Here is a 26,993-nt window from a genome sequence, read left to right on the forward strand (position 1 = left end):
GTGGCGCGCATGCGGGGGACGCACTGGCGGACACGGCCGGGCGTCCAGGGGGCGCCGTCAACTCCCTTGAACCTGCGGTCAGATGACTTGCGGCGCTTTTGTTCGAACCTCTTGGCGTTCGCCTGGCTCGGTGCTTCAATGTGACGCTGTTAGGAAGGTTTCCTAACTTCCGACCCACGGAGTCACCCGTGCAGATCCCCCCACACCGTCATGCACGCACCCTCCCCCGCCGACGTGCCGTCCTCTACGCCACCGCCGCGCTGACCGCGGGCGTCCTGGCCGTCGGCGCCGGCACCCTCGCCTCGGCCGCGCCGGGACGGCCGGCCGCCGCGGCGGCCGGGGCCGGGCTCGACGACCCCCGCAAGAAGGACATCGCCATGCAGCTGGTGTCCAGCGCCGAGAACTCCTCCCTGGACTGGAAGGCCCAGTACAAGTACATCGAGGACATCGGCGACGGCCGCGGCTACACCGCGGGCATCATCGGCTTCTGTTCCGGGACCGGGGACATGCTCGAGCTCGTCGAGCTGTACACCGACCGCAGGCCCGGCAACCCGCTCGCCCGCTACCTGCCGGCACTGCGCCGGGTCAACGGGACCGACTCGCACAGCGGCCTCGGCTCCGGCTTCGAGAGCGCCTGGCGCAGCGCCGCCGCGGACGCGGCGTTCCAGCAGGCGCAGAACGACGAGCGCGACCGCGTCTACTTCGACCCCGCGGTCAGGCAGGCCAAGGCCGACGGACTGCGTGCGCTCGGCCAGTTCGCGTACTACGACGCGATCGTCATGCACGGCCCGGGCGAGGACGAGGTCAGCTTCGGCGGCATCCGCAGGACCGCCCTGTCCCAGGCCAGGACCCCCGCGCAGGGAGGCGACGAGACGGCGTACATCGACGCCTTCCTCGACGCGCGCACGGCGGCGATGAAGACCGAGGAGGCGCACAGCGACACCAGCCGGGTCGACACGGAGCAGCGCGTCTTCCTCGACACCGGCAACCTCGACCTCGACCCCCCGCTCAAGTGGAAGGTCTACGGGGACGGTTACACCATCGACCAGTGACCTCCCCACACACCGCCGCGGGCGGCCTCCCCGACCGGGGCCGCCCGCAGCGGCGCCGGGCCCGGGCCAGTTCCGGGCTGTCGACGCCGTACATGCCCGCCAGGTCGACGTCCGGGACCGGGCCCGTGTACATGCGCGCGGCGGACGAGGCCCGGCCAAGCCCCCTACGCACCCGCCCGTGAACCCCCGCCGTTCCGGCGCGGCGCCGCCGACGGCGGGACGGATGCCGCGCGGCCCTCGAACACACCTGCCCCAAGGCAAGTTCATCGCCCGGCGCCCCTACCCAGGGATGAATGAAAGTTGTACGGTCCCCGGGGTCATGTCCCCTCAGGGAGGTACTCGCCATGGCGTCAATGGGCGTACCCGACGTCCTCACCCGTGCCCGCACCGTCGCACCGCCGGGCTGGAGCCGCTGGCTGGTACCGCCGGCCGCGCTCTCCATCCACCTCGCCATCGGGCAGGCGTACGCCTGGAGCGTCTTCAAGCCTCCGCTGGAGTCCTCGCTCGGGCTGAGCGGCACCCAGTCGGCGCTGCCGTTCCAGCTGGCGATCGTCATGCTCGGGCTGTCGGCCGCGTTCGGCGGCACGCTCGTCGAGCGCAACGGCCCGCGGTGGGCCATGTGCGTGTCGGCCCTCTGCTTCTCCTCCGGCTTCCTCATCTCGGCCCTCGGCGCCGCCACGCGCCAGTACTGGCTGATCGTCCTCGGCTACGGCCTCGTCGGCGGCATAGGCCTCGGCATCGGCTACATCTCGCCGGTCTCCACGCTGATCAAGTGGTTCCCCGACCGGCCCGGGCTCGCCACCGGCATCGCCATCATGGGCTTCGGCGGCGGCGCGCTCATCGCGTCGCCCTGGTCGACGGAGCTGCTCTCCTCCTTCGGCGCGGACTCCTCCGGCATCTCGCAGACCTTCCTGGTGATGGGCCTGGTCTACGCGGCCTTCATGACCTTCGGGGTGCTGCTGGTCAGGGTCCCCCCGGACGACTGGCGGCCCGCCGGCTGGAACCCGGAGGCCGACGCCGTGCGCCCGCTCGTGACCACCGGCCAGGTGTCGGCACGCAACGCGCTGCGCACCCCGCAGTTCTGGTGCCTGTGGGTGGTGCTCTGCATGAACGTGACGGCGGGCATCGGCATCCTGGAGAAGGCCGCACCGATGATCACCGACTTCTTCGCGAACACCTCCACCCCGGTGTCGGTCACGGCCGCCGCCGGTTTCGTCGGGCTGCTGTCGCTCGGCAACATGCTCGGCCGGATCGGCTGGTCCGCCACCTCCGACCTGGTCGGGCGGAAGAACATCTACCGCCTCTACCTCGGTGCGGGAGCGCTGTTGTACCTGCTCATCGCCCTGGCCGGAGACGACTCCAAGCCGCTGTTCATCATCGCGGCCGCCGTCATCCTGTCCTTCTACGGCGGCGGGTTCTCCACCGTGCCCGCCTACCTCAAGGACCTCTTCGGGACGTACGAGGTGGGCGCCATCCACGGGCGGCTGCTGACCGCCTGGTCCACGGCGGGCGTGCTCGGGCCGCTGATCGTGAACGCGATCGCCGACCACGAGAAGTCGGCGGGACGGACGGGTCCCGACCTCTACTCCACATCCTTCGTCATCATGATGGTGCTGCTGGTCGTCGGTCTCGTCGCCAACGAGCTGGTACGCCCGGTCCATCCGCGCCACCATGACGGACCGTCCGCCGGGCCCAAGGCCACGACCGGACCCGAGTCGGAAGGAGCCGTCCGATGACCGCCCCGAACCCCGCACCCGCCGCCGACGCCTCCACCGGGAGCGGCCGGCTGCCGCTGATGGCCGTCGCCTGGCTGTGGGTCGGCGCGCCCTTCGCCTACGGTGTCTACGAACTCGGCCTGAAGCTCAAGCAGTTGTTCACCGGCTGACCGGCGCCGCCGGCGCTCGCCAGGGGCCGCCCCGTCCACTGGGACAGGGCGGCCCCATCGCGCGCCGCCCACCACCCGCGCACGGCGGCCGGGAAAGGCGCCACGGTGTGCGCCGTCGTGGATCTTCCGGAGCGCCACCGGGCCGAAGTCCTCGTCCCGCGGACCGCGTTCGCCGGGACGGACACGGTGGCGCTGCGGGTGTGGGCGTGGCGGACGACGGCGATCGGTCTCCCCCGGCGCCCGGGGTCACCGTCCTGGGCACCTGGGACGACCGTCAGGGGCCGGCCCGCCTGGAGCGCCACCGGCCGGCCGCCACGCCCGGGTCATGAGGTCGGCACGGCGTACCAGCGGCCGTCCCGCTGGTGGACCAGGTGGTGGGCGGCGAGGCTGTCGATGTGCCGCGCGATGGTCGCGGGCTGGTAGCCGACGCTGGCGCTCAGGTCGTCGATGGTCGTCCCGTCCCTTCCGGCCGCGCGCAACTGCTGGAGGGTCTTGAGCGCCGTACGGGCGAGGCCGGACTCCTCGGGGCGGGGCTCGGCGGGCGCCGGCACGGGAGCCGCGGCAGGAGCCGGGACCGGGACCGGCGCCGTTGACGCGGCCGGGGCGGGAACGGGGACGGGTGCCTGAGTGCCTGACGGGATGGGCGGGGCCGGGGTGGCCGGACCGGCGGCGCGTACGGGGGCGACGGGCCTCGGCGTGCGATTGACCGTGCGGTGCTTGCGGCCCTTCTGGTGGCGGCGGGTGCTCATCGGGCGGTCCTCCTTCGCTGTGATCTTGAAGGGCCAACGGGGCACCGCCGCCGGAGTCACGCAGATGCGTGCATGCGGGGGACCCGGGGGCGCCCGGGGAATGTGCGGCGGCGCCGCCACCGTTGCACCGGATCCGGACGGAACCGAGGAAGGGAAGCCCATGCCCCCCACGGACAGCCGCCGCGGTCACCGCGTCGACGCGGTACCCGGCACACAGCACGTGACCGTCACGATCGACGGCAAGGTCGTGGCCGAGACCCGGCGGCCGGTACTGGTCCACGAGACCGGTCTGCCGGTGCGCTACTACATCCCGCCGCAGGACGTGGACCTCGCGCTCTTCCGCGCCAGCGACACCAACACCACCTGCCCCTACAAGGGCGTCGCCTCCTACTGGTCGTACGCCGGCCACAAGGACGTCGCCTGGGTCTACGAGGAGCCGCTCGCGTCGGTGCCCGAGATCACGGGCCATCTCTCCTTCTACGACACCGTGGCCGTCGTCGCGGTCGAGGACGCCTGACCGGACGGACGGTACGCGTCGGCGCACCGTCCGTCACCACGTGCGGGGACAGCGCCAGGGCATGTGCCGGTGCCCCACGCCGCACTTGAAGCACGACTGTTCGGTTTGCTGCGCACGACGGCCCCCTTGGAGCAATGATGGTCACATGGCGAATCCGACGATCCTGACCGTCGACGACGATCCCGCAGTCTCCCGTGCCGTGGCCCGGGACATTCGCCGAAGGTACGGCGACCGCTACCGGGTGGTGCGCGCCACCTCGGGGGACGAGGCCCTGAGCGCGCTGCGGGAGATCAAGCTGCGAGGGGAACAACTCGCGGTGATGCTCGCCGACTACCGCATGCCGAAGATGAACGGGGTGGAGTTCCTCGAGGCGGCGATGGACCTCTTCCCACTCGCCCGCCGTGTGCTGCTCACGGCGTACGCCGACACCAGCGCGGCCATCGACGCGATCAACATCATCGACCTCGACCACTACCTGCTGAAGCCGTGGAGCCCGCCGGAGGAGAACCTCTACCCGGTGATCGACACCCTGCTGGACGCGTGGATCGCCACGCCGGACCCGACGGCGTCCCAGACGCGCGTGGTGGGCCACCGCTGGTCGGCGCCCTCCTTCAAGGTGCGTGACTTCCTCACCCGCAACCTGGTGCCCTACCGCTGGCTGCCCGCCGAGGAGCCCGAGGCCGAGCAGTTGCTGACCGCGGCCGGGCTGACCTCCGCCGACGTGCCGCTGGTGGTGACCGACGACGGGACGGCGCTGGTGCGGCCCACGGAAGCCGAACTCGCCGCCCACGTGGGGCTGAGCACCGTCCCGGCCTCCGACTTCTACGACCTGGTGGTGGTCGGCGGCGGCCCCGCCGGCCTGGGCGCGGCGGTGTACGGCGCATCCGAGGGCCTGCGCACCGTGCTGGTGGAGCGCCGCGCGACCGGCGGCCAGGCGGGGCAGAGCAGCCGCATCGAGAACTACCTCGGCTTCCCGGACGGCGTCTCCGGCGCCCAGCTGACCGACCGGGCCCGCCGCCAGGCAACGAAGTTCGGGGCGGAGATCCTCAGCACCCGGGAGGTGGTCGCGCTGGAGGCGGCGGGCACCGGACGAGTGCTGACCTTCGGCGACGGCAGTTCCATCGCCGCGCACACGGTGGTGCTGGCGACCGGCGTGGCCTACCGGCGGCTGGACGCGCCGGGGCTGGCGGAGTTCACCGGGGCCGGGGTCTTCTACGGCTCGGCGATGACCGAGGCCATGAACTGCGCGGGCCAGGAGGTCTACATCGTCGGCGGGGCCAACTCGGCCGGACAGGCGGCCGTCTACTTCTCCCGCAACGCGCGCAGGGTGCACCTGCTGATCCGCGGCGCGGACCTGCACCGTTCGATGTCGCAGTACCTGATCGACCAGATCGCGGCCATCGACAACATCGAGGTCCGCCCCTGCACCGAGGTCGTCGGCGGCAAGGGCGCCGACCACCTGGAGCAGCTGCTGCTCCGCGACGCGAAGACCGGCACGGTGACCACCGTGGACGCCTCGTTCCTGTTCATCTTCATCGGCGCCGAGCCCCGCACGGACTGGCTGGAGGGCGTCGTGGAGCGGGACCGGCGCGGCTTCGTGATCACCGGCCCCGATCTGATCGCCGGCGGCAAGCGGCCCGCGGGCTGGCCGCTCCCCCGTGACCCGTACCACCTGGAGGCCAGCGTGCCGGGCGTCTTCGCCGCCGGTGACGTGCGGGCCGAGTCGGTCAAGCGGGTGGCCTCCGCGGTCGGCGAGGGCGCGATGGCCGTATCCCTGGTGCACCGATATCTGGAGGCGCAGTGACCACGACGGACCGGCTGGGACCGGAGCAGCTTCGGACCCTGTTCCTGTTCGAGTCGCTCGGTGAGAAGGAACTGGCCTGGCTGGGCGAACAGGGCCGGGTGGAGCGGGTCCCGGCGAACAGTCCGGTCTACGCCGAGGGCGACCCGGCGACCTGCTTCTACGTGCTGCTGAGCGGCACGGTGTCGCTGGGCAGGCTCGTGCGCGGCGACGTGGTGGAGGTCAACCGCACCGACCAGCGGGGCGTGTACGCCGGGGCGACGCAGGCGTACCTCGGGGACCGGGTGGAGCAGATCTACCCCAACTCGCTGAAGGCGGTCACCGACTGCGAGTTCTTCGTGGTCCCGGCCGACGATTTCGCCGGGGCGATGCGCCGCTGGTTCCCGATGGCGGTGCACCTGCTGGAGGGGCTGTTCTTCGGCTACCGCAAGCAGAACACGATCGTCGGGGAACGCGAGCGGCTGCTGGCGCTGGGCTCGCTGTCCGCCGGTCTCACCCACGAGCTGAACAACCCCGCCGCCGCCGCGGTGCGGGCCACCTCGGCGCTGCGCGACCGCGTGGCCGGCATGCGGCACAAGCTGGCGATGATCGCGGACGGCCGGCTCGACACCCGGCAGCTGCACGAGCTGGTCGAGTTGCAGGACGCCGCGATCAAACGCATGGCGTCGGCGCCCGAGCGGTCGGCGCTGGGGGCGGCCGACGCCGAGGACGAGCTGACGGACTGGCTCGACGACCACGGCGTGGCCGGCTCCTGGGAACTGTCCTCGACACTGGTCGCGGGCGGTGTCGACGCCGAGTGGCTGGACTCCGTGGGCGACGCGGTCGGCGAGGACCGGCTGGAGGCGGCGATCCGCTGGCTCACGTACACCCTCGACACCGAACTGCTCATGGGCGAGATCGATGACGCCGTCACCCGGATCTCCGGACTGGTGGGGGCCGCGAAGCAGTACTCGCAGCTCGACCGGGCCCCGCAGCAGACGGTGGACGTGCACGCGCTGCTCGACGCGACGCTCACCATGCTCCAGGCGAAGATTCCCGGCGGGGTGCGGGTCGTCAAGGAGTACGACCGCAGCCTGCCGCAGATCCAGGCGTACGGCGCCGAGCTCAACCAGGTGTGGACCAACCTCATCGTCAACGCCCTGGACGCCATGGAGGGTTCGGGCACCCTGACGCTGCGCACCTTCTGGGACGGCCCCGACCGCCTGGTGGTGGAGGTGGGCGACACCGGACCCGGCATCCCTCCGGAGATCCGGCCACGGATCTTCGAACCGTTCTTCACCACCAAGCCGGTGGGCGAGGGCACCGGACTGGGCCTGGACATCTCGTACCGCATCGTGGTCAACAAGCACCACGGCGACATCCGTGTCGAGGCGCGCCCCGGCGACACACGCTTCACCGTGTGCCTGCCGGTCGCCCAGCCCGAGACGCAGCCGGGGGACGCGGAGCAGACGGGCTGAGCCTTCCACCGGACCGCCGGTTCAGGCCACCGGGCTCTTGGGAAGGGTCCGGGCGCGGTCGCGGCCGACGGGCAGCTGTCCGTCGGCCGCGCTCTTGAGCGAGCGCAGGGCCAGCAGCAGCACACCGATGTCGTCGATGAGGATCGGGTCGGGCAGCAGGTCAACGGGGCACACCAGGTAGATCACCGCGGCCCAGAACGCCAGCTTGCCCGAGCGCGGCACGTCGGCGCTGCGCAGCAGAGTGCGGATCCGCGCCATCTTCACCACAAGCACCACGGCCACCGCGAGCATCACCACCACGGCCAGCGCGGCGATCACGAGGGCCGCTGTCGACCAGTCACCCAGGTCCATGTCTGCCTCCCTCGCTCCCGTGTACCCGACGGGCGTGTGCGGAAACGGTACCCGAACCGGACAGGGGGCGAGCACAGCCCGTGCGGCCCGCCGTCATGCGCCGGCTCGCGGCGTGCCTTCGGCTGCCGGACGGTGCCGGCGGATGAAGGCGGTCAGCCTGCCGTAGGCGTCCCGCAGTTCGTGGCGGGCGTAGTCCTCGCGAACGTCGATGAGGGCGCCGTGGGAGGCGGTGGGGTCGACCGTGAAGCGGTCGTGCCAGCCACCCCCGGAGGCGATGATCACGGCGGCGTCGACCCCGTCGAACTGGTCGGCGGTGATGTCGACACGCAGTCCGTTCTTCTCGATCCACGCGTGGGAGGCGCGGTTCTCCCATGCGCTGACATAGGTCCACACGCCCTGCCCGTTCTCGTACAGGTACTGGCCGAGCAGGATCGAGGCGTCCCCGCAGGAGCCGTGCGGGAAACGCTCCAGGGAAACCAGGCCCGGGTCGGGGCAGTCGAGGATCGCCTGCCGGAATCCGAGGACCAGTGTGCGAAGTTCGGACACCCGCGGAGTCTAACCCGTGAAGATCATCGGCGGGACCCGTGGAACCGGCCCTTCCGCCGGACACGGATCCGGCCGCCCGCGGGGCGGGGACCCGTGGGGGGGATGCCGCTGACAGCTGCCGGAACCGGTACCCGAGCCACCCGCCGCCGTTCTCAGGCGGCAGGCGGGCGGCGGGAGTGCAGTACTTCGCCCACGGCGACCGCCGCCGCCATGGCGACACCCGCCACCGGCACCGCCGCGCTCCCGCAGAAGGTGCTCGCCAGCACCAGCACGGCGCAGACCGGCAGCACCGCGTGCTCGGCGAACCCGCGCTTGGCGCTGCGGGAGTGGATCAGCCAGACCGTCAGCAGGAAGAGCGCGGTCGGCAGTGTGGCGGCGGCCGCGGCGGCCGGCTGCGAGATGTGCGCCTGGTGCACGGCCTGTTCCACCACCACCTCCAGCCCCGCGCCGATGGCGGCGGCCGAGCCGAAGACGAGGTAGTGCCCGTAGCCCCACAGGAACGCCCGCGCGTTGCTGGTGAGGTGCTGGTGGATGGGAATGGCGAAGTAGATCCAGTAGGCGGAGAAGACGATGAGCAGTCCCCCGAGCGCGATGGGCAGCAGCTCGCCGAGTACGGAGAACTCGTCGACGGCGGACTGCACGGCCACCGTCGCGGCGGCCACCGACTCACCGAGCACGATGATCGTGAAGAGGCCGTAACGCTCCGAGATGTGGTGCGGGTGCCAGGTGGTGCGGTGCGCCCGCTCGGCCCAGGCGGGCACCGCCAGTTCCGCGACGGCCAGGATCAGGAACCCCCAGTTCCACAGCCCGCCGACGGGCTGGAGCAGCAGGACGACCCACCCCACCTGGACGACGACCAGACCGCCCGCGTAGCTCAGCGCCGTGGTCCGTGCCGGTCCGGAGGCGTTGCGGGCCGCGCGCAGCCACTGGAAGGCGAGCGCGACGCGCATGATGATGTAGCCGGCCACGGCGATCGAGAAGTCGCCGGCGTCGAAGGCGCGCGGGACCCCGGCCGCCAGCACCAGGACGCCGGCGATCTGGACGAAGGTGGCGATGCGGTACGGCACGTCGTCGGTGTCGAAGGCCGAGGCGAACCAGGTGAAGTTCAGCCACGCCAGCCAGATCGCGAAGAAGACCAGGCAGTAGCCGAGGACCCCGTGCCCCGGACGGCCCTCGGCGACCGCGTGCACCAGCCGGGCGCCGGCCTGGGCCACCGCCACCACGAAACACAGGTCGAAGAGCAGCTCCAGCGGGGTGGCGACCCGGTGCGGCTCGTGCGGGTCGCGGGCCGTCATCGGGACCAGCGGACGGAAGCGGCGTTCCGGCGGGACGTGGACGTGATCGGTCATCCGCGCATCGTAGGCGGTGCTCGCGTGCCCGCGCCCGAGGGGACCGGGCGCGGGCACGTGGCGGGTGACGGGGCGGAGGTCAACCGGTGCAGCCGTCCTGGAGCAGTCCGGCCCGCAGCCGGGCCAGGGTGCGCGAGAGCAGCCGCGAGACGTGCATCTGCGTGCAGCCCATGATCTCGCCGATCTGAGCCTGCGTCAGTTCCTCCACGTACCGCAGATGGAGCAGCCGCCGGTCGCGTTCGCCCAGCTCCACGACGAGCGGTGCGAGGGAGCCGAGGTCCTCGACGAGTTCCATGGCGGGGTCGACCGCACCGATGAAGTCGGCGAGCACCGTCTCCCCGTCGTCGCCGTCGTCGCCGTTCATGGCGGCGTCGAGGGAGGACGCGGTGTAGCCGTTGGAGGCCACCTGGGCCTCGACGACCTCGGCCTCGGAGACGTCCATCAGCGCCGCGAGCTCGCTCACCTTCGGTGCGCGGCCCAGCCGGGAGGACAGCTCGTCCCTGGCGCGGGCCAGCTCCACCCGGCGCTCCTGCAGGCGGCGCGGCACGTGCACGGCCCAGGTCGTGTCGCGGAAGAACCGCTTGATCTCACCGACGATGTACGGCACCGCGAAGGTGGTGAACTCCACCTCGCGCGAGATGTCGAACCGGTCGATGGCCTTGATCAGCCCGATCGTGCCGACCTGGACGATGTCCTCCATCTCGTCGCTGCGGTCGCGGAACCGCCTGGCCGCGAAGCGCACGAGCGACATGTTCATCTCGATCAGGGTGTTGCGGGCGTACTGGTATTCGTGCGTGCCCTCCTCGAGCACCGTCAGGCGCTCGAGGAAGAGCTTCGACAGGCGGCGCGCGCTCGCGGGGGCCACGCTGCTCGGGTCGGTGATCCGCGGCAGTACGTCGACCCCGGGGCTCTCGACCCCGGTGCTTGTCCCGCTCACGTGGGCGATCACGGCTCCTCCTCGCACCTCTGCACCTCTATGTCGTGTTCCCGTACGTTGCCTTCCGGGTACCCCCTCCTCCGCGAAGCATTCCCCGCGCTCCCGGAAGAGCGACGTGAATCGCGCCAAAGGCAGCGTAGGACCGGCCAGTCAGGGCAGACCAGAGGAGGACCGATGATGCCTACGGGGTGATCGCGCGTGTACAGCATTGACCTGGACGCGGAGGGCGGGGGGATCGTGCGCTCCGCCGCTGCGGACCGGCCGCTGCCCGCCACCGTCGGCGAGGCACGCGACTTCGCCCGCGCCCGGCTCGCGGGCGTCGACCCGGAGCGCGTCGAGGACTGCCTGCTGGTGGTCTCCGAGCTGGTCACCAACGCCTTCCGGTACGGCGGCGGACTGGCGGCCCTCGACGTGGTGGTGGCCCCCGACGCGATCCGCCTGTCCGTCCAGGACCACAACGACCGACTGCCCGCCTCGCCCGAGCCCTCCGACCGCTTCCTGCCCGGCGGCTACGGCCTGCGGCTGGCGCGTCGGCTGGCCCGGGACATCCAGGTGACGCCGCTGCGGGCGGGCGGCAAGGTCATCCATGTGCACCTGCCGCTCTGACGGGGCGCGCCTCCCGACGTCGCACGTACGGAAGGGCGGGCGTCAACATCGGGCGGTCGTCGTCCTGATCGCGCTCGCCGCGGTCGTCACGACGCGGCGCGGCAGCGGCACGGGAGCGCTCAGGCGCCGTTTCGGACCGCAGTACGAACGCACGCCCGGCACGAGGGCGACACGGAGGCGGCGCACAGGGAGTTGCGGGAGCGCGTCGACCGGCACGGCGGTCTTCCCCCCGGGCCGCTGAGCGCACGTCAGGCCGAGGAGTGCCGCGTCGAACGGGCCACGCTGCAGGAGCGGTTCGTGGACTCCCCCGCGCGGACGGTGCGGGACGCGTGGGAAACCCGAGGGGCTCCCGGCCATGGCGCTCGCGCGGACCGGGCGGGGGCTCAGTCGTGCGTGTGGCGGTACCGGGCCCAGAACGGCAGCCCGTACCAGCAGACCAGGTACCAGACCAGGACGGCGACGACGAGCCACGGCACATAGGTGTCGTGCGTGGCGGCCCGCAGCACCAGGAGCAGCGACGAGGCCATCGTCGCCAGCAGCAGCACGAGTCCGACGAAGGTGAGCCGGGAGGCCCAGCGCACGGCCTGCGGTTTGATACGGCGGCCGGAGACGATCCGGTGGAACGAGACCGGGCCGATCAGCGCCCCGGTCGCACAGGCGCCGAGCACCACCGTGACGATGTAGATCGTGTGGTCGGTCGTCCCGAGCCGCTGGTAGTGCGGTGTGAAGACGACCGTCAGCAGGAAGCCGAAGAGGATCTGGACGCCCGTCTGGGCGACCCGTACCTCCTGGATGAGCTCGCTCCACTTCCGGTCGGCGCGCTCGTCCTCGGTCTCGTCGCGCCCGTCTCGCGGGCCGGTCCGGCCGTCCGCGTCGTCACTGGACATGGCACCCTCCCACTGCTCGGTCCTGCGCGTCATAGGTGACTTACCATCAGCAACCCAACCGCGCGCGGCGTGCGGCCATGCCGAGGACGGCGACCGGGCCGGTCGCCGTCCGCACCCGGTCCGGCCGCCCGGGCGGGGCCGGCCGGACCGCGGTGCTCACCGCCTCGACCTGCTCCGCGACAACAGGCTCACTCCGACGGCAGCGAGGCCGATCTGTATCAGCCACTCGATCCAGTCGACGCCGTCGGTGTCGGCGACGCCGAACCCATGGGCGATCGCGCTGCCGACGAAGGCCGCCACGATGCCGACGACGATCGTCCACAGCACGCCGATCGGCTGCCGCCCCGGCGCCACCAGGCGCCCCAGCACACCAATGATCAGGCCGATCACGATGGCACTGATGATGCTCGAGATCTCCATCTCCACCTCAACCCCAACTCGTCCGGCCCTCTGCCGGAAGTGTGTTCGCACCACGCGGATACCCCCGGCCGGACGCTCCACGCAGCCGCGCACCACGGGCGGCACCGGGTGTGTTCCGCCCGCGGCGGGGCACCCGGTGGACCGGAGGCAGTCGGGGCAGGGAGGCGGCAGTGGACACGACGGTGGGTGCGGGGGCGGTACGGCCCGGGGCGCGGGGGAGGAAGGCGATCCGCGCCGGGGCACGGGCGGGCCTCGCGGCGCGCGGGGTCGTCTACGTCCTGCTCGGCGTGCTGGCCCTGCGGGTCGCCTTCGACGGGTCCTCGGAACAGGCCGACCGGGGCGGCGCGATCGCCCGGCTGGCGGACCGGCCCTTCGGCGGGTTCCTGGTCTGGGCCCTGGCGGTCGGGTTCGCCGGGATGACGCTGTGGCGGTCGTCGGAGGCGGCGTTCGGTGCGGCGGGACCGGACGGGGGCAAGGCCGGCAAGCGGCTCATGTCCGCGGCCCGCGCGGTGTTCTACGCCTTCGTGACGTACTCCGTGGTGACCTTCGCGGTGAACGGCTCCGCCGGGGGCGGGTCGAGCGACGAGACCTCCAAGGACCTCACCGCGCGCGCCCTGGACTGGCCCATGGGCCGCTGGCTGGTGGGGGCGGCGGGCCTGGCCCTGGCGGGGGCGGGGGTGTGGATCGCGGCACGGGCGTTGCTGCGCCGCTTCCGCAAGCACCTGCGGACCGGCGCGATGTCGGCGCGGGTCCGCAGGGTGGTCGACTTCCTCGGGGTGGCCGGAGGGGCCAGCCGGGGCGTGGTGTTCGCCGCCGCGGGCTGCTTCGCCGTCGTCGCGGCGGTGCGCTCCGACCCGGACCGGGCGAGAGGACTGGACGACACGCTACGGACGTTCCGGGGCAGCCCCGCCGGGCCGTGGATGCTGGCGGTGATCGCGGCGGGCCTGGCGCTGTTCGGGGTGTTCTCCTGGGCGATGGCGCGCTGGCGGCGGGTCTGAGCGGCGGCGGACGGCGGCGGGCCACGGGGCGCGGGCCGCGGCCACCGGTCGCGGTTCAGCGGCCCGGGAGCTTCACCACCGTCACGAAGAAGTCGTCGATCTGCCGGACCACCTCGATGAACCGGTCGAAGTCGCCCCGGTCGACGAGGTGGTCGGAGACCTCCGTCGTGCGGCGCCGCTGGGTGAAACCGACGCCCGCGGCCACGGTCATGAAACCCGCGGCGCGGCGACGACCGGCACGATCCGGCCCTGGACGGTCAGCCGCACGGGCGGCGGTCAGGCGAGGCGCTCCATGTGAGGTGGACCACGGCCAGGTCGTCGTCCAGGCCGCCGTGGTCGGCGGCCAGGGCCTCGGCACGCGCGATCAGGGTGTCGACGAACTCCGAGGCGGGCAGTGTGGCGTGCTGCCTGGCCAGGGCGAGCAGGCCCTCCTCGCCGAGCCGTCCCTGGTCGGTGCGGCCCTCGAACAGGCCGTCCGTGAAGAGCGTCAGCGACTGGCCGGGGCGCAGTTCCAGCCGGCCTTCGGGCCACTCGCCCATGCCGGGCACCACGCCCAGGGCGGGTCCCCGGGGCGGCTCGGTGTACTCGACGGCGCCCCCCGGGGTCAGGCTGAGCAGTCCGTGGTGACCCGCCCGCCAGACCCGGGCGGTACGGCGGTCGGGGGCGAGGGTGAGGATGGTGGCGGTGGCGAAGATCTCGGGTGCGGCGCGTTCGGCCACCAGCACCTGCTCCAGCAGGGCGAGTTGCCGGGCGCCCTCGACGCCGGTCAGGACGAGGGTGCGCCAGGCGATGCGCAGTCCGACACCGAGTGCGGCCTCGTCGGGCCCGTGCCCGGAGACGTCCCCGATGAGGGTGTGGACCACGCCTTCCGCGGTCTCCACGACGTCGTAGAAGTCACCGCCGAGCAGGGAGTCCGCCCGGCCGGGACGGTAACGGGGCGTGACCGTCACGTCCTTGGTGCGCAACATGGGCAGCGGAAGCAGTCCGCGCTCCAGGCGGGCGTTCTCCTGGGCCCGCATCTGGCTGGCCCGCAGGGCGACGGCCGCCCGTTCGGCCTGCTTGCGTTCGACCGCGTAGCGCAGCGCGCGGCCGAGGAGTTCGCCCTCCACGCGCCCCTTGACCAGGTAGTCCTGGGCCCCGGCGGAGAGCGCGGCCAGGCCGGTGCGTTCCTCGGCGAGACCGGTCAGCACCACGACGGCGGCGCGGTCGGTGAGCGACAGGGCCCGGCCGAGGGCGTCGAGGCCCTGGCCGTCGGGCAGGTGCAGGTCGAGCAGGACGCAGTCGGCGGGGCGGGCGGCCAGTTCGGTGCCGGCCTCGGCCAGGGTCCGCACCCAGCGCAGTTCTACGGGCACCCCGCTGTCGGCGACCAGCTCCTCGACGAGCAGGGCGTCGCCCGCGTCGTCCTCGACGAGGAGGACGGACAGCCGGCCGCGCCGGCCGTCGCCCTGTCTGGGGATGGCGCCCTCGGGGGGCGTCAGCGTGTTGCCTTCCACATCGTCTCCCCACCCCTGTGGTGCCCCGGGTGGGACGATGGGATCGTACGCGAACGTCACCCTGGCCGGGAGCACTTCGGGACAGTGCCGATCATCTTCGACCATTGCCGTTCGGCAACAGTAGTCGAACGCATCTATCGCACGGAGGGCGGCCCGCCGGCAGGCTTCCCCGGCCTCGGTCGCGCCGCGGGAAGCGCGGGCCGGTCCGGCCGCCGTCGGCGACCGCGCGGCCCCGGCTCCGGATCGCGACCGGTCATACTGGTGTCATGACCAGCGCGGCGAGGCAGAGAGCGAGATCCGGCGCATGACGCAGTCCCCCGCCCGGCAGACCGCGCCGGCGGCCGAGGAGCCGCGCCTGACGGTGGACGAGCTCGCGGCACGGTCCGGTACGACGGTCCGCACGATCCGCTTCTACAGCGCCAAGGGCCTGCTGCCACCGCCGGAACTCGGCACCCGCCGCGTCGGTCTGTACGGGCCGGACCACCTGGCCCGGCTGGCACTGATCGAGGAGCTGCAGCGACAGGGACTGACGCTGGCCGCGATCGGCCGCTACCTCGACCAACTGCCCGCCGACATCACCCCCGAGGACCTCGCGCTGCACCGCGCCCTGGTGGCGACGTGGATGCCGGACGCCGCGGAGGAGCTGGCCCGCGACAAGCTGGAGCAGCGCGCGGGCCGGCCGCTGAGCGGCCATGACCTGGACCGGCTCGCGGCCATGGGCGTCCTGCACCCCACCGCGGACCCCGGTGTGCTGCTGGTGAATCCGGCGCTGCTGCACCTGGGCGTGCGCCTGCTGGACGTGCCGATCCCGCTGGAGACGCTGCTCGCCACCCGGGAGATCGTGCTGAAGCACGCCCGCGCGGTCGCCCACGAGCTGCACCGGCTCTTCCAGCAGGAGGTGTGGCAGCCGTACGTGGCCGGGCGCCCGGCCCCGGAGGAGCGGGCGAGGATGCGCAGGCTCACCGACGACCTGCAGCCGATGGTCGTCCAGGCCCTCGTCACCGCCTTCCAGCGGTCGCTCGCCGAGGAACTGCGCTCCACGGCCGCCGGGCTCGGCGACCGGGGGCGCGGCGCGGACTGAGACGACGGTGCCCCGGCCGCCGGCGCGGGGGCCGCGGCACCGTCGTCCCGGCCGATGGCCGGGCGTCCTGGCCGGCCGTACGGGTCAGCCGTCGGTGAAGGTCTCGCCCCGTTCGGCCTTCCGCAGCAGCAGCTCCGGTGCCGCGAAGCGCTCGCCGTAGGCGGCCCTCAGCTCCTCGGCGCGGGCGAGGAAGCCGGCCGGGCCGCCGGGGTAACCGTTGACGTACTGCAGGACGCCGCCGGTCCAGGCGGGGAAGCCGATGCCCAGGATGGAGCCGATATTGGCGTCGGCGACGGAGGTGAGGACCCTCTCCTCCAGGCAGCGGACGGTGCCCAGGGCCTCGACGAAGAGCATGCGCTCCTTGAGGTCCTCGAAGGGGACGCCCGCCGCCTCCGGCTTGGTGAAGTGCTCGCGCAGTCCGGGCCACAGGCCCGCGCGCTTGCCGTCCGCGTACTCGTAGAAGCCCGCGCCGCCGCTGCGTCCGGGGCGGCCGAACTCCTCGACCATGCGGTCGATGACGACGTCGGCGGGGTGCGGTCGCCAGGTGCCGCCGGCCTCCTCCACCGCGCGCCGCGACTCCTCGCGGATCTTGCGGGGCAGGGTGAGCGTCAGCTCGTCCATCAGGGAGAGCACCTTGGCGGGGTAGCCGGCCTGGGCGGCGGCCTGCTCGACGGTGGCGGGGTCGATGCCCTCGCCGACCATCGCGACGCCCTCGTTGATGAAGTGCCCGATGACGCGCGAGGTGAAGAAGCCGCGCGAATCGTTGACGACGATCGGGGTCTTGCGGATCTGGCGGACCAGGTCGAAGGCACGGGCGAGCGCCTCGTCGCCGGTGCCGGCGCCCTTGATGATCTCGACCAGCGGCATCTTGTCGACCGGCGAGAAGAAGTGCAGGCCGATGAAGTCCTCACGGCGCTGCACGCCCTCGGCGAGCAGCGTGATGGGCAGGGTGGAGGTGTTGGAGCACAGCAGGGCGTCGGGGGCGACGACGCCCTCGGCCTCCTGGAAGACCTTGTGCTTCAGGGCCGGGTCCTCGAAGACCGCCTCGATGACGGCGTCGCAGCCCGCCAGGTCCTGCGGGTCGGCGGTGGGGTGGATCCGGCCGAGCAGCTCGTCGCGCTTCTCCTGGGTGGTACGACCCCTGGCCAGGGCCTTGTCCAGGAGTCCCGTGGAGTACGCCTTGCCGCGCTCGGCGGCCTCGGCGGTGACGTCCTTCAGGACGACCTCGATGCCGGCCTTGGCGCACGCGTAGGCGATGCCCGCGCCCATCATGCCGGCGCCGAGCACGGCCACCTTGGTGACGGTGCGGGCCGGGACGTCCTTGGGGCGGCTGGCGCCGGAGTTGACGGCCTGCATGTCGAAGAAGAAGGCCTGGATCATGTTCTTCGCGATCGGGCCGGTCACCAGCTCGGTGAAGTAGCGGGCCTCGATCTCGAACGCGGTCTCGATGTCGACCTGGGCGCTCTCGACGGCGGCGGCGAGGATGTTGCGCTGCGCCGGGTAGGGGGCGCCGGCGAGCTGCTTGCGCAGATTGGCCGGGAAGGCGGGCAGGTTGGCGGCGAACGCCGGGGTGCTGGGGGTGCCGCCGGGGATGCGGTAGCCCTTGGCGTCCCAGGGCTGCGCGGACTCGGGGTGGGCGTCGATGAAGGCGCGGGCCTTGGCGAGCATGTCGTCGTGGTCGCCGGCGACCTCGTGGATCAGGCCGTTCTCCAAGGCGCCCTTCGGGTCGTACTGCGTGCCCTGGAGGAGCACCTTCAACAGGGCGTCGGTGATGCCGAGCAGCCGCACGGTGCGGACCACCCCGCCGCCGCCGGGGAGCAGGCCGAGCGTCGCCTCGGGCAGGCCGATCTTGGAGCCGCGCGCGTCGAGGGCGACACGGTGGTGACAGGCGAGCGCGATCTCGTAACCGCCGCCGAGGGCCGCGCCGTTGATCGCGGCGACGACCGGCCTGCCGAGGGCCTCGATGCGGCGCAGGTCGCGCTTGATCGCCATGCCGGCCTCGAAGATCTGCGGAGCGTCCTCGGGGCCCGCCTTGATCATGTCCTTGAGGTCGCCGCCGGCGAAGAAGGTCTTCTTGGCGGAGGTGACGATGACGCCGCGGACGGATTCGCGCTCGGCCTCCAGGCGGTCGGCGACGGCCCGCAGGGACTCCCTGAAGGCCTGGTTCATGGTGTTCGCGGACTGGTTGGGGTCGTCCAGGACGAGGGTGACGACCCCGGTCTCGTCCTGTTCCCAGCGAATGGTGGTGTTCGTCGGAAGAGCGTTCATGTTCGGTCGGCTCCGTTGCGGGATGAAGCGGGACGGGGACTGTCGGCGAGGCCGGTCAGAGACGCTCGACGACGGTGGCGATGCCCATACCGCCGCCGACGCACAGCGTGGCGAGTCCGTACCGCTGGTCGCGGCGCTCCAGTTCGTCGATCAGGGTGCCCAGGATCATGGCGCCGGTGGCGCCGAGGGGGTGGCCGAGCGCGATGGCTCCGCCGTTGACGTTGACCTTGTCGTGGCTCAGGCCCATCTCGCGCATGAAGCGCAGGACGACGGCGGCGAAGGCCTCGTTGATCTCGACGAGGTCGATGTCGTCGACGGACAGCCCGGCCTTGGCGAGCGCCTTGCGGGAGGCGGGGGCGGGACCGGTGAGCATGATGGTGGGGTCCGAGCCGGAGACCGCGGCGGCGACGATGCGGGCACGCGGGGTCAGGCCGAAGCGCTCGCCCGTCTCACGGTTGCCGATGGCGACCAGGGCGGCGCCGTCCACGATGCCGGAGGAATTGCCGGCGTGGTGGACGTGGTCGATCCTCTCGATCCAGTGGTACTTCTGCAGCGCGACGGCGTCAAAACCGCCCGCTTCGCCGATCGTGGCGAAGGACGGCTTGAGCCCGGCCAGGCTCTCCGCGGTGGTGCCGGGCCGGATGTGCTCGTCGCGGTCGAGGACGACCAGGCCGTTGCGGTCGACGACGGGGACGACGGAGCGGTCGAAGCGGCCCTCCTTCCACGCCTCGACGGCGCGGGCCTGCGACTCGGCGGCGTAGGAGTCCACGTCGTGGCGGCTGAAGCCCTCGATGGTGGCGATGAGGTCGGCGCCCACACCCTGGGGCACGAAGCCCGTGGTGTAGCTGGTCATCGGGTCCATGGCCCAGGCGCCGCCGTCGGAGCCCATGGGGACGCGGGACATCGACTCGACGCCGCCGGCGAGCACCAGGTCCTCCCAGCCGGAACGGACCTTGGCGGCGGCCATGTTGACGGCCTCCAGGCCGGAGGCGCAGAAGCGGTTCTCCTGGACGCCCGCCACGGTCTCGGGCAGCCCGGCGGCGATGGCGGCGGTCCTGGCGATGTCGGAACCCTGATCGCCGATCGGGGTCACGACGCCGAGCACGATGTCGTCGATCGCGGCCGGGTCGAGACCCGGCAGGCGGCGGCGGAGTTCGTCGATGAGCCCGGTGACCAGGTCGATGGGCTTGGTGCCGTGCAGGGAGCCGTTGGCCTTGCCGCGCCCGCGCGGGGTGCGGATGGCCTCGTAGACGTAGGCGTCGGTGCTCAACGTCGGGTGCCTTTCGATGAGGGTGCCGGTGTGGGTGACGGGCAGGGAGGGGCGGGCCGGGGGGTTCAGCCGAGCAGCGAACGGCCGATGATCTCCTTCATGATCTCCGTGGTGCCGCCGTAGATGGTCTGGACGCGTCCGTCGGTGAAGGCCTTCGCGATCGGGAGCTCGCTCATGTAGCCGTAGCCTCCGTGCAGTTGCAGGCAGCGGTCGGTGACCCGCTTCTGCAGTTCCGTCGCCCACCATTTGGCCATCGACGCGTGCACCGCGTCGAGCCGCCCCGCCATGTGCTCGCCGACACAGCGGTCGACGAAGGTGCGCGTGACGGCGCACTCGGTGGCCATTTCGGCGATCTCGAACCGTATGTGCTGGAGCCGGGAGAGCGGCCGGCCGAAGGCCTCGCGTTCCTTGACATACGTGGTGGTGAGGTCCAGCAGGTGCTCGGCGGCGGCCGCCGCGGCGACGGCGATGGCCAGCCGCTCCTGGGCGAGGTTGGCCATGAGGTGGAGGAAGGCCTGGTTCTCGGTGCCCAGCAGGTTCTCCTTGGGCACCCGTACGTCGTGGAAGAAGAGCTCGGCGGTGTCCTGGGCCTTCTGGCCGATCTTGTCGAGGTTGCGGCCGCGTTCGAAGCCGGGCATGCCGCGCTCCACCACGAGCAGGCTCAGCCCGCGCGCACCGCCTTCGGGGGTGGTGCGTGCGACGACCACGACGAGGTCGGCGAGGATTCCGTTGGAGATGAAGGTCTTGGAGCCGTTGAGGACCCAGGCGTCGCCCGCGTCGGTGGCGGTGGTGCGGACGCCCTGCAGGTCGGAGCCCGCGCCTGGCTCGGTCATGGCGATGGCGGTGATGGTCTCGCCGCTGCAGAACCCGGGCAGCCAGCGCCGCTTCTGCTCCTCGGTGGCCAGTCCGGTCAGGTACGGGCCGACGATGTCGTTGTGCAGGCCCAGGGCGAGTCCGTGCGCCCCGGCCCGGGCGAACTCCTCGGCCAGCACCACCGCGTAGCGGAAGTCGTCGCTGCCCCCGCCGCCGTACTCCTCGGGCACCGCGGGGCCGAGCAGGCCCTGGCGGCCGGCGGCGAGCCAGGCCTCCCGGTCGACGATGCCTGCCTTCTCCCAGCGCTCGTGGTGCGGCAGCACCTCTTTGGCGAGGAAGGTCCTGACGGTCTCCCGGAACGCCTCGTGCCCGGCCGTGAAGAGGTCACGCTGCATGCTGGTGCCTGCCTTCCGCCGGTGGCCCGGCTACGGGAGCCGGTCCCCGGTCCGATCGACGAGGGTGGTGGTGGGCATCGCGGCCCCGGGGGCGAGCGCCGGCAGGTCCCAGTCGCGGGCGACCTCCGCGGTGTGCGCCCCGGGCAGGGCCGGCGGCCGCCGCAGCGCGCCGGGGGTGGCGGAGAAACGCGGGGCGGGAGCGGGCTGGGTGATGCCGCCGGTGCCGGCGAAGGTGCCGCGGGCGGCCAGGTGGGGGTGGGTCGCGGCCTCGGTCAGCGACAGCACCGGCGCCGTGCAGGCGTCACTGCCTTCGAAGATCTCGGTCCACTCCTGGCGGGTACGGGACTTGAAGCGGGCCGCGATCAGGGTGCGCAGCTCGTCCCAGCGTCCGAGGTCGCCCCGGTCGGGGGCGTCGTCGGGAAGGCCCAGCAGCCGGGCGAACTCCGCGTAGAAGGCGGGTTCCAGTGCGCCGACCGCCATCCAGCCGCCGTCGGCGGTCTCGTAGACGGCGTAGTAGGGGCACCCGCCGTCCAGCAGGTTGGCGCCGCGCCGGTCCTGCCAGCCCCCGGCGGCCACCATGCCGCGGATCATCGCGCCGAGGTGGGCGACGCCGTCGACGATGGCCGCGTCGACGACCTGGCCGGTGCCGGTGGCGCGGGCGTGGTGCAGGGCCGCGAGGACTCCGGTGACCAGGTAGAGGGAGCCCCCGGCGTAGTCGCCGAGCAGGTTGGCCGGGATCGCCGGCGGCCCGTCGCCGGAGCCGATCATCCCCAGGGCCCCGGCGACGGCGATGTAGCCGATGTCGTGCCCGGCGCGCGGGGCGAGCGGCCCGTCCTGGCCCCAGCCGGTCATCCGGCCGTAGACGAGACGGGGGTTGCGGGCGTGGCAGTCGGCCGGGCCGACGCCGAGACGTTCGGCGACGCCGGGGCGGTTGCCCTCCAGCAGGATGTCGGCACGGGCGGCGAGGTCCAGGACCAGCCGGGCGCCCTCCTCGCTCTTGAGGTCGGCGACCACGGAGCGCTTGTTGCGGTTGGTGACGTCGTGCGCCGGGTCGATGCCGAGCCGCGAGCCGCCGGGCCGGTCGACGCGGACGACGTCGGCACCGAGGTCGCCGAGCAGCATGGCGGCGAACGGGGCCGGGCCGATGCCGGCCAGCTCGACCACGCGCACACCGGCGAGCGGACCGCCGGTGGAGGCCGCTTCCCCAGGTCGCGTTCCCGCCTCGGTCATCGAGGGCCTCCGGCTTCGCAACAGGCATGACAGTATTGCTGTAACACTGGTGATGCTATGGATGTGCGATGCCGTTGACAAGGGCCGCAGCCCCGGCGGGCCGCGGTTCGTGTGAGGATCACCGCCATGGAGGAGACACAGTGGCAGAGGTGACGGACGTGGCGCCGCCGGACGACGCCGTACGGGTGAGGGCGCTCTGGCGTGGGCTGGGCCTGCGGGGGATCGTGGACGTGCACACGCACTTCATGCCGGACCGGGTGATGGCCAAGGTCTGGTCGTACTTCGACTCCGCAGGCCCGCTCACGCGCCGCCCGTGGCCCATCGCGTACCGCACCCACGAGGAAGAGCGGGTGGCCACGCTGCGGGCGTTCGGCGTCCGCGCCTTCACCTCGATGCTCTACCCCCACAAGCCCGCCATGGCCGCCTGGCTGAACTCCTGGGCAGCGGACTTCGCCGCCCGGACGCCGGACTGCCTGCGGACGGCGACCTTCTTCCCCGAGCCGGAGGCGCCCGGCTACGTCCGGCAGGCGCTGGAGGCGGGCGCCCGGGTCTTCAAGTGCCATGTCCAGGTCGGGGCATTCGACCCCAACGACCCGCTCCTCGACCCCGTCTGGGGGCTGCTCGCGGACAGCGGCGTCCCCGTCGTCACACACTGCGGGTCGGGGCCCGTCCCCGGCCGCCACACCGGCCCCGTCCCGATCGCGCGGCTGCTGGCCCGGCACCCCCGGCTCCGGCTGGTCGTCGCCCACATGGGCATGCCCGAGTACGGGGCGTTCCTGGACCTGGCCGAACGGTACGGGGGCGTGCACCTGGACACGACGATGGCGTTCACGGACTTCAGCGAGGCCGAGGCACCCTTCCCGCCGCCGGAGCGCAAGCGGCTGGCCGACCTCGGGGAGCGCGTGTTGTTCGGCAGCGACTTCCCCAACATCCCGTACACCTACCTGCACGCCCTGGAGGCACTGACCCGGCTGGAGCTGGGCGACGCGTGGACGCGGGGCGTCCTGCACGGCAACGCCGTCCGCCTCTTCGGGATCCCGCGGTGACGCCGCCCGTACGGCCCGCCGGCCCCGAGGCGATCACCACGCCGCGGCTGGTGCTCGAACCGCTGCTCGTGGAGCACGCGGAGGAGATGGCCGCCGTGCTCTCCGACCCCGGGCTCCACGCGTTCACCGGCGGTACGCCGTACGACGCGCCTGGCCTGCGCACCCGCTACGCCCGTCTGGTCGCCGGCTCCGGGGACCCCGCGGTCTCCTGGTGGAACTGGGTGATCCGGCTCCCCGAGGAGGACCGCCTCACGGGCACCGTGCAGGCGACGGTGGCGTGGGACACCCCGGACGGCGTGGTCGCGGAGGTCGCCTGGGTGGTCGGCAGTCCCTGGCAGGGCCGGGGCATCGCCGGCGAGGCGGCCGTCGCTCTCGTCGGCCGACTCGCCGCGCTCCCCGTGGACCGCGTCATCGCCCACGTCCACCCCGGTCACCGGGCGTCCGCGGCCGTCGCCGCGGCCGCGGGCCTCACCCCCACGTCGATCGTCGTGGACGGCGAGACCCGCTGGCAGCGCGACATCACAGCGCCCGGCGGCGAAAAGGGCCGCTGACACCGCCGGGGCCACTGGCCGCGGTCGAGCCGGCCACCGGCGCTGCCGCGCTGTTCGACCTTCCGGTCGGGCGCGTCGAGGTGGCGGGCCTGCTCGACGTCGTCGGCGCCTCCTCCGGTACGACGACACCGACGGGCCGCCACACGCGGCTGCCGCGCTGGTTCCCGGAGCTGGACGCGGAGGCGGCGCGGGTCCGTTGCCCGCCGAAGGCGCCGGCCCAGGTCCGCGACACCGGGTGGACCCGGCACACCCGCGACTGATGGTGCCGGTCAGCCACGCCCTCCAACACGGCTGCGCATCGGCAGAGTTGACGGACCGACACCGCCGCCTCGCCGACGACCACGACTGCGTGACGGCACCGAACGTCGTCGGGATGTCCCAGTACGCGGAGGACAGGCCGATGACCACCGCGCCGTACACCTCGGCGGGCGCCCGCATCCACAGCATGAGCGACCAGCGCGACGGCTGCGCCTGCCGGCCCGCGGAAGGGAAGGTGAGCGCGCCTGCCCGTACGCCACGGGCCACCGGTCCTTCGCGCACCGGCACCGGGACCTGCTCGCCGCCAACCACGGTAAGCGCGCGGGCGGTTCGGGGGCGGAGCGGCCGGGAAACGACCCCCGGGCGCCGGCGCTGGAGGAGGAGCGCGGGAGGCGAGCTCCGTGACGGTGCGCGACCCGCGCCGTACAGGGGGTATCCGAACACCAGTGGCCCCCGCCGGTACCTACGGCAGAGAGTCGTCATGTCACTCTGCGTAGTGAACCCAACGCACTTCAGGCACGTATAGTTACCTGCGTCACATCAACAACAGGGAACGGTTCGGGGCACCACGTGAGTCTCATACGTAGGGCCGCAGTTGGGCACTGGCGCTGGTTGCTGCCCGACGCGCAGGAGAAGTGAGGAGAAGCCATGCGACCGTTCGCGCTGATTCATGCCCGGCCGGCCACACCCGAAACATTTGTCGCGCCGTACACCTACGATTCCGCCCTACAGCTGAACGTGCTCCCCGACGGACGCCCCGTCATCACTGATCGCGCGCTGCTGCTCGCCACGGCCGCCACCGTCTCCACCGCGGGCTCCAAGACGCACTTCGACGACTGAACGCTCCGAACCCCATGACCGTCCTGATCCTCACCTCTCCCGAGGACGTGACTGCCGACCTGGTGGTGGCGGCACTGCACGACCGCGGGACGCCGGTGGTCCGCCTGGACCCTGCGGACCTGCCCGGCGAGGTGTCCATGTCGGCCGAGTACGTACGCGGTGACGTAAGCGGGTACCTGTCGGTCCAGGAGCGCATGGTGAGCATGGACAGCGTGCGCTCCATCTGGATCCGAAGACCCGGCACACCCGCCGCGGGCGCGGCGGAGCAGTCGGCGTGGCTGACCGCCGAGGCCGGCGGGGCACTGTACGGGGCGCTGCGCTGCGTGCGGGCCAGGTGGATGAACCACCCGGCCGCCGCGGCGCAGGCCCGTTACAAGCCGTGGCAGTTGTTCACCGCGCACCACTCGGGGTTCGCGGTCCCCGCCACGCTCATCACCACCTTCCCGCAGGCGGCACGGGAGTTCGCCGAGCAGCATCCGCGGCTGGTCGTCAAGTCGGTCTCCGGGACGCACCCGGGCGATCCGCCGATGGCGCTGCCGACCACGCTGGTCGACCCGGACGCCGACTTCTCCGCGGTGGCGGCCGGGCCGACCCTGCTGCAGCAGTACATACCCAAGGCCGCCGACATCCGGCTGACCTGCGTGGGGGCGGAACTCTTCGCGGCCCGCAAGAAGTCCGGTCCCGACCAGGTCGACGGCCGGTTCGGCAGCCCCGAGGACGCGGACTGGGAGCCCGTCGAGCCGCCGGTGCGCATCGCGCGCTCGGTCCGGGAGTACACGGCCGCGGCCGGACTCGCCTACGGCGCCTTCGACTTCGCCGAGGACGCCGACGGGACCTGGTGGTTCCTGGAGTGCAACCAGGGCGGGCAGTTCGGCTTCGTCGAGCTGGCGACGGGGCAGCCCATCACCGCGGCCATCGCCGGCTGGCTGGCCGGCTGTCAGGACTCCCGCACGCCCCACGGGGCGCCGTAGGCGGTCAGCAGGTCGAGGAAGGGACCCGGAGCGAAGGCCTCAGGGCCGAGGACGCCGCTGCCCGCCCAGGTGCCCGCGGCCATCAGCTCCAGGGCCACGACGGGGTTGACGGCCGTCTGCCAGACGACGGCCTGCGAGCCGTACTCCCGCATCGACCACTGGTTGTCGACGACGTGGTACAGGTACACCTCGCGCGCCCGGCCGTCCTTCGTGCCCTTGACCCACGTACCGGCGCAGGTCTTGCCGTGCATGCGCTCGCCCAGCGTCGCCGGGTCCGGCAGGCAGGCGGCCACGACGTCCCGCGGGCTGACCCGGACCGGTCCCGAGTCGCTGTTCACCTCGACGGGTTCGGTGCGGTCCAGGCCGAGCTGGTGGAGGGTCCTGAGGGTGCCGATGAACTCCTCGCCCAGGCCGTACTTGAAGGTGACGCGCCCCGCGTCGACCCAGCGCGGCATCAGCAGCACCTCCTCGTGCTCGACGTTCACGCAACTGACGGGGCCGATGCCCTCGGGGAAGTCGAAGACCTCGGGCTCGCTGAAGGGCGGGGTCGTGAACCAGCCGCGTCCGGCCTCGTAGACCACGGGCGGGTTGAGGCACTCCTCGATGGTGGTCCAGATGCTGAACGACGGTGCGAACTCGTAGCCGTCGACGGTGAGGTTGGCGCCGTCGCGCACCCCGATCTCCTCGATCGCGTCGAACAGCTCGTCAGCGGCGTAGCGGGCGAAGACGTCCGAGAGGCCCGGCTCCACGCCCATGCCGACCAGGGCCAGCCGTCCGGCCTTCTCCCACTCGGCGGCACGCTCGAACTGGGCGTCGCCAAGCTTGACCCCGCACTCCTCGTAGGGGCGCTCCGGGTGCGGACGGGACAGCGACATCGCCATGTCGAGGTAGTCGGCGCCGGCGGCGAGGGCGGCACCGAACAGGGGCATCACGAAGCGCGGGTCGGTGGCGTTGAGCAGGACGTCGCAGCGCCGCTCGGTGAGCAGCGCGGTGACCGCGGCCTCGTCGGAGGCGTCGACCCGGACGGTGGAGAACCGGCCGGTCCCGTCGTCCACGGCCGCGACGGCGGCCTCGGCGCGGGCGAGGTCCCAGTCGGCGACGATCACGGCCTCGAAGAACGAGCGACGGGCGGCGATCCGGGTGATCGCGGTACCCACACCGCCGGCTCCCACAAGCAGTACACGCATGGCTGACAAGTCTCCGTTCCGAGGCGGAGGCGCCT

28 protein-coding genes are annotated in these 26,993 nt (G+C 72.5%); 14 read left to right on the top strand and 14 right to left on the bottom strand.

Annotated elements, in window-relative coordinates:
* Positions 1–188 precede the first annotated feature (188 nt).
* From AC3EUJ_RS19410 to AC3EUJ_RS19420, 3 genes are all read left to right on the top strand, one after another.
* Complete coding sequence (locus tag AC3EUJ_RS19410; protein ID WP_431962959.1) at positions 189–1,052, top strand: chitosanase; 864 nt, start codon at positions 189–191, stop codon at positions 1,050–1,052.
* A 344-nt stretch (positions 1,053–1,396) separates the two neighbouring features.
* Positions 1,397–2,788, top strand: coding sequence for an L-lactate MFS transporter (locus AC3EUJ_RS19415; protein WP_431962961.1), 1,392 nt, complete (start codon positions 1,397–1,399; stop codon positions 2,786–2,788).
* Positions 2,785–2,937, top strand: coding sequence for an MFS transporter small subunit (locus AC3EUJ_RS19420; protein ID WP_431962963.1), 153 nt, complete (start codon positions 2,785–2,787; stop codon positions 2,935–2,937). Before AC3EUJ_RS19415 ends, AC3EUJ_RS19420 begins: the two co-directional genes overlap by 4 nt.
* A 323-nt stretch (positions 2,938–3,260) precedes the next feature.
* On the opposite strand, the gene AC3EUJ_RS19425 is transcribed toward AC3EUJ_RS19420, so the two are convergent.
* The gene (locus AC3EUJ_RS19425; RefSeq protein WP_431962965.1) at positions 3,261–3,686 is read right to left on the bottom strand and encodes a hypothetical protein; all 426 of its coding nucleotides are present in this window, start codon (positions 3,684–3,686) and stop codon (positions 3,261–3,263) included.
* A gap of 160 nt (positions 3,687–3,846) precedes the next feature.
* On the opposite strand from AC3EUJ_RS19425, the gene AC3EUJ_RS19430 reads away from it, so the two are divergent.
* The 3 genes from AC3EUJ_RS19430 (at position 3,847) to AC3EUJ_RS19440 (ending at position 7,461) form a co-directional block, all read left to right on the top strand.
* Positions 3,847–4,203: a DUF427 domain-containing protein gene (locus AC3EUJ_RS19430; RefSeq protein WP_431962967.1), complete on the top strand. Its 357-nt coding sequence runs from the start codon at positions 3,847–3,849 to the stop codon at positions 4,201–4,203.
* A gap of 145 nt (positions 4,204–4,348) precedes the next feature.
* Positions 4,349–6,007, top strand: coding sequence for an NAD(P)/FAD-dependent oxidoreductase (locus AC3EUJ_RS19435; RefSeq protein WP_431962969.1), 1,659 nt, complete (start codon positions 4,349–4,351; stop codon positions 6,005–6,007).
* Positions 6,004–7,461, top strand: coding sequence for an ATP-binding protein (locus AC3EUJ_RS19440; RefSeq protein ID WP_431962971.1), 1,458 nt, complete (start codon positions 6,004–6,006; stop codon positions 7,459–7,461). The genes AC3EUJ_RS19435 and AC3EUJ_RS19440 overlap by 4 nt, the downstream gene beginning before the upstream one ends.
* 21 nt (positions 7,462–7,482) lie before the next feature.
* On the opposite strand, the gene AC3EUJ_RS19445 is transcribed toward AC3EUJ_RS19440, so the two are convergent.
* The 4 genes from AC3EUJ_RS19445 to AC3EUJ_RS19460 all read right to left on the bottom strand — a co-directional run bounded on the left by AC3EUJ_RS19445 (position 7,483) and on the right by AC3EUJ_RS19460 (position 10,656).
* Positions 7,483–7,812 (bottom strand): YkvA family protein, encoded by a 330-nt coding sequence (locus AC3EUJ_RS19445; protein ID WP_431962973.1) that lies wholly within the window; start codon positions 7,810–7,812, stop codon positions 7,483–7,485.
* A 93-nt stretch (positions 7,813–7,905) separates the two neighbouring features.
* Positions 7,906–8,358, bottom strand: a complete 453-nt coding sequence (locus tag AC3EUJ_RS19450) for a hypothetical protein (protein WP_431962975.1) — start codon at positions 8,356–8,358, stop codon at positions 7,906–7,908.
* Between the two features lie 152 nt (positions 8,359–8,510).
* The gene (locus AC3EUJ_RS19455; protein ID WP_431962977.1) at positions 8,511–9,707 is read right to left on the bottom strand and encodes a low temperature requirement protein A; all 1,197 of its coding nucleotides are present in this window, start codon (positions 9,705–9,707) and stop codon (positions 8,511–8,513) included.
* Between the two features lie 79 nt (positions 9,708–9,786).
* The gene (locus tag AC3EUJ_RS19460; protein ID WP_431962979.1) at positions 9,787–10,656 is read right to left on the bottom strand and encodes a SigB/SigF/SigG family RNA polymerase sigma factor; all 870 of its coding nucleotides are present in this window, start codon (positions 10,654–10,656) and stop codon (positions 9,787–9,789) included.
* Positions 10,657–10,842: 186 nt separating this feature from the next.
* Here AC3EUJ_RS19460 and AC3EUJ_RS19465 point away from each other — a divergent pair, with 186 nt between their 5' ends.
* Positions 10,843–11,250 (top strand): ATP-binding protein, encoded by a 408-nt coding sequence (locus tag AC3EUJ_RS19465; RefSeq protein ID WP_431962981.1) that lies wholly within the window; start codon positions 10,843–10,845, stop codon positions 11,248–11,250.
* Positions 11,251–11,633: 383 nt separating this feature from the next.
* Here the strand turns inward: AC3EUJ_RS19465 and AC3EUJ_RS19470 are convergent, their stop codons facing one another.
* Together AC3EUJ_RS19470 and AC3EUJ_RS19475 are read right to left on the bottom strand one after the other, a co-directional pair.
* A complete protein-coding gene (locus tag AC3EUJ_RS19470; protein WP_431962983.1) occupies positions 11,634–12,137 on the bottom strand; it encodes a DUF6328 family protein in 504 nt (167 codons plus the stop codon).
* Positions 12,138–12,293: 156 nt separating this feature from the next.
* Positions 12,294–12,557, bottom strand: a complete 264-nt coding sequence (locus AC3EUJ_RS19475; protein ID WP_431963106.1) for a GlsB/YeaQ/YmgE family stress response membrane protein — start codon at positions 12,555–12,557, stop codon at positions 12,294–12,296.
* Positions 12,558–12,727: 170 nt separating this feature from the next.
* Here AC3EUJ_RS19475 and AC3EUJ_RS19480 point away from each other — a divergent pair, with 170 nt between their 5' ends.
* Entirely contained in the window at positions 12,728–13,555 is an 828-nt protein-coding gene (locus tag AC3EUJ_RS19480) for a DUF1206 domain-containing protein (RefSeq protein WP_431962985.1), read from the top strand.
* Between the two features lie 55 nt (positions 13,556–13,610).
* On the opposite strand, the gene AC3EUJ_RS19485 is transcribed toward AC3EUJ_RS19480, so the two are convergent.
* Both AC3EUJ_RS19485 and AC3EUJ_RS19490 read right to left on the bottom strand, forming a co-directional pair.
* The gene (locus AC3EUJ_RS19485) at positions 13,611–13,766 is read right to left on the bottom strand and encodes a hypothetical protein (protein WP_431962987.1); all 156 of its coding nucleotides are present in this window, start codon (positions 13,764–13,766) and stop codon (positions 13,611–13,613) included.
* A 46-nt stretch (positions 13,767–13,812) separates the two neighbouring features.
* The gene (locus AC3EUJ_RS19490) at positions 13,813–15,048 is read right to left on the bottom strand and encodes a PP2C family protein-serine/threonine phosphatase (RefSeq protein ID WP_431962989.1); all 1,236 of its coding nucleotides are present in this window, start codon (positions 15,046–15,048) and stop codon (positions 13,813–13,815) included.
* Positions 15,049–15,352: 304 nt separating this feature from the next.
* Between AC3EUJ_RS19490 and AC3EUJ_RS19495 the strand changes: the two genes are divergently transcribed.
* Positions 15,353–16,129 (top strand): MerR family transcriptional regulator, encoded by a 777-nt coding sequence (locus tag AC3EUJ_RS19495; RefSeq protein WP_431962991.1) that lies wholly within the window; start codon positions 15,353–15,355, stop codon positions 16,127–16,129.
* An 84-nt stretch (positions 16,130–16,213) separates the two neighbouring features.
* Here AC3EUJ_RS19495 and AC3EUJ_RS19500 read toward each other — a convergent pair whose 3' ends face one another.
* From AC3EUJ_RS19500 to AC3EUJ_RS19515, 4 genes are all read right to left on the bottom strand, one after another.
* The gene (locus AC3EUJ_RS19500; RefSeq protein WP_431962993.1) at positions 16,214–18,397 is read right to left on the bottom strand and encodes a 3-hydroxyacyl-CoA dehydrogenase NAD-binding domain-containing protein; all 2,184 of its coding nucleotides are present in this window, start codon (positions 18,395–18,397) and stop codon (positions 16,214–16,216) included.
* 55 nt (positions 18,398–18,452) lie between these two features.
* Complete coding sequence (locus AC3EUJ_RS19505; RefSeq protein ID WP_431962995.1) at positions 18,453–19,667, bottom strand: acetyl-CoA C-acetyltransferase; 1,215 nt, start codon at positions 19,665–19,667, stop codon at positions 18,453–18,455.
* Positions 19,668–19,732: 65 nt separating this feature from the next.
* The gene (locus AC3EUJ_RS19510) at positions 19,733–20,875 is read right to left on the bottom strand and encodes an acyl-CoA dehydrogenase family protein (RefSeq protein ID WP_431962997.1); all 1,143 of its coding nucleotides are present in this window, start codon (positions 20,873–20,875) and stop codon (positions 19,733–19,735) included.
* 30 nt (positions 20,876–20,905) lie between these two features.
* Positions 20,906–22,105, bottom strand: coding sequence for a CaiB/BaiF CoA transferase family protein (locus tag AC3EUJ_RS19515; protein ID WP_431962999.1), 1,200 nt, complete (start codon positions 22,103–22,105; stop codon positions 20,906–20,908).
* A 140-nt stretch (positions 22,106–22,245) separates the two neighbouring features.
* Here AC3EUJ_RS19515 and AC3EUJ_RS19520 point away from each other — a divergent pair, with 140 nt between their 5' ends.
* The 5 genes from AC3EUJ_RS19520 (at position 22,246) to tgmB (ending at position 25,771) form a co-directional block, all read left to right on the top strand.
* Positions 22,246–23,151 carry an amidohydrolase family protein gene (locus tag AC3EUJ_RS19520; protein WP_431963001.1) on the top strand — a complete coding sequence of 302 codons (906 nt, stop codon included), beginning with the start codon at positions 22,246–22,248 and terminating at the stop codon, positions 23,149–23,151.
* Entirely contained in the window at positions 23,148–23,702 is a 555-nt protein-coding gene (locus tag AC3EUJ_RS19525; RefSeq protein ID WP_431963003.1) for a GNAT family N-acetyltransferase, read from the top strand. Before AC3EUJ_RS19520 ends, AC3EUJ_RS19525 begins: the two co-directional genes overlap by 4 nt.
* 80 nt (positions 23,703–23,782) lie before the next feature.
* On the top strand, positions 23,783–23,962 hold the full coding sequence (locus AC3EUJ_RS19530) for a hypothetical protein (RefSeq protein ID WP_431963005.1): 180 nt from the start codon (positions 23,783–23,785) through the stop codon (positions 23,960–23,962).
* A gap of 646 nt (positions 23,963–24,608) precedes the next feature.
* Positions 24,609–24,800 (top strand): putative ATP-grasp-modified RiPP, encoded by a 192-nt coding sequence (gene tgmA / locus AC3EUJ_RS19535; protein WP_018562451.1) that lies wholly within the window; start codon positions 24,609–24,611, stop codon positions 24,798–24,800.
* Between the two features lie 14 nt (positions 24,801–24,814).
* The gene (gene tgmB / locus AC3EUJ_RS19540) at positions 24,815–25,771 is read left to right on the top strand and encodes an ATP-grasp ribosomal peptide maturase (protein WP_431963007.1); all 957 of its coding nucleotides are present in this window, start codon (positions 24,815–24,817) and stop codon (positions 25,769–25,771) included.
* Here tgmB and AC3EUJ_RS19545 read toward each other — a convergent pair.
* Positions 25,738–26,958 (bottom strand): saccharopine dehydrogenase family protein, encoded by a 1,221-nt coding sequence (locus AC3EUJ_RS19545; protein ID WP_431963009.1) that lies wholly within the window; start codon positions 26,956–26,958, stop codon positions 25,738–25,740. The genes tgmB and AC3EUJ_RS19545 overlap by 34 nt on opposite strands.
* Between the last annotated feature and the right edge of the window lie 35 nt (positions 26,959–26,993).

It is taken from the genome of Actinacidiphila sp. bgisy160 (assembly GCF_057707815.1).

Bases quoted from the DNA above. Each gene is read 5' to 3' on its own strand.
- AC3EUJ_RS19415 (WP_431962961.1), top strand. From the start codon at position 1,397: ATGGCGTCAATGGGCGTACCCGACGTCCTCACCCGTGCCCGCACCGTC.
- AC3EUJ_RS19420 (WP_431962963.1), top strand. From the start codon at position 2,785: ATGACCGCCCCGAACCCCGCACCCGCCGCCGACGCCTCCACCGGGAGC.
- AC3EUJ_RS19425 (WP_431962965.1), bottom strand. From the start codon at position 3,686: ATGAGCACCCGCCGCCACCAGAAGGGCCGCAAGCACCGCACGGTCAAT.
- AC3EUJ_RS19430 (WP_431962967.1), top strand. From the start codon at position 3,847: ATGCCCCCCACGGACAGCCGCCGCGGTCACCGCGTCGACGCGGTACCC.
- AC3EUJ_RS19435 (WP_431962969.1), top strand. From the start codon at position 4,349: ATGGCGAATCCGACGATCCTGACCGTCGACGACGATCCCGCAGTCTCC.
- AC3EUJ_RS19445 (WP_431962973.1), bottom strand. From the start codon at position 7,812: ATGGACCTGGGTGACTGGTCGACAGCGGCCCTCGTGATCGCCGCGCTG.
- AC3EUJ_RS19455 (WP_431962977.1), bottom strand. From the start codon at position 9,707: ATGACCGATCACGTCCACGTCCCGCCGGAACGCCGCTTCCGTCCGCTG.
- AC3EUJ_RS19470 (WP_431962983.1), bottom strand. From the start codon at position 12,137: ATGTCCAGTGACGACGCGGACGGCCGGACCGGCCCGCGAGACGGGCGC.
- AC3EUJ_RS19475 (WP_431963106.1), bottom strand. From the start codon at position 12,557: ATGGAGATCTCGAGCATCATCAGTGCCATCGTGATCGGCCTGATCATT.
- AC3EUJ_RS19485 (WP_431962987.1), bottom strand. From the start codon at position 13,766: ATGACCGTGGCCGCGGGCGTCGGTTTCACCCAGCGGCGCCGCACGACG.
- AC3EUJ_RS19495 (WP_431962991.1), top strand. From the start codon at position 15,353: ATGACGCAGTCCCCCGCCCGGCAGACCGCGCCGGCGGCCGAGGAGCCG.
- AC3EUJ_RS19500 (WP_431962993.1), bottom strand. From the start codon at position 18,397: ATGAACGCTCTTCCGACGAACACCACCATTCGCTGGGAACAGGACGAG.
- AC3EUJ_RS19510 (WP_431962997.1), bottom strand. From the start codon at position 20,875: ATGCAGCGTGACCTCTTCACGGCCGGGCACGAGGCGTTCCGGGAGACC.
- AC3EUJ_RS19515 (WP_431962999.1), bottom strand. From the start codon at position 22,105: ATGACCGAGGCGGGAACGCGACCTGGGGAAGCGGCCTCCACCGGCGGT.
- tgmA (WP_018562451.1), top strand. From the start codon at position 24,609: ATGCGACCGTTCGCGCTGATTCATGCCCGGCCGGCCACACCCGAAACA.
- tgmB (WP_431963007.1), top strand. From the start codon at position 24,815: ATGACCGTCCTGATCCTCACCTCTCCCGAGGACGTGACTGCCGACCTG.
- AC3EUJ_RS19545 (WP_431963009.1), bottom strand. From the start codon at position 26,958: ATGCGTGTACTGCTTGTGGGAGCCGGCGGTGTGGGTACCGCGATCACC.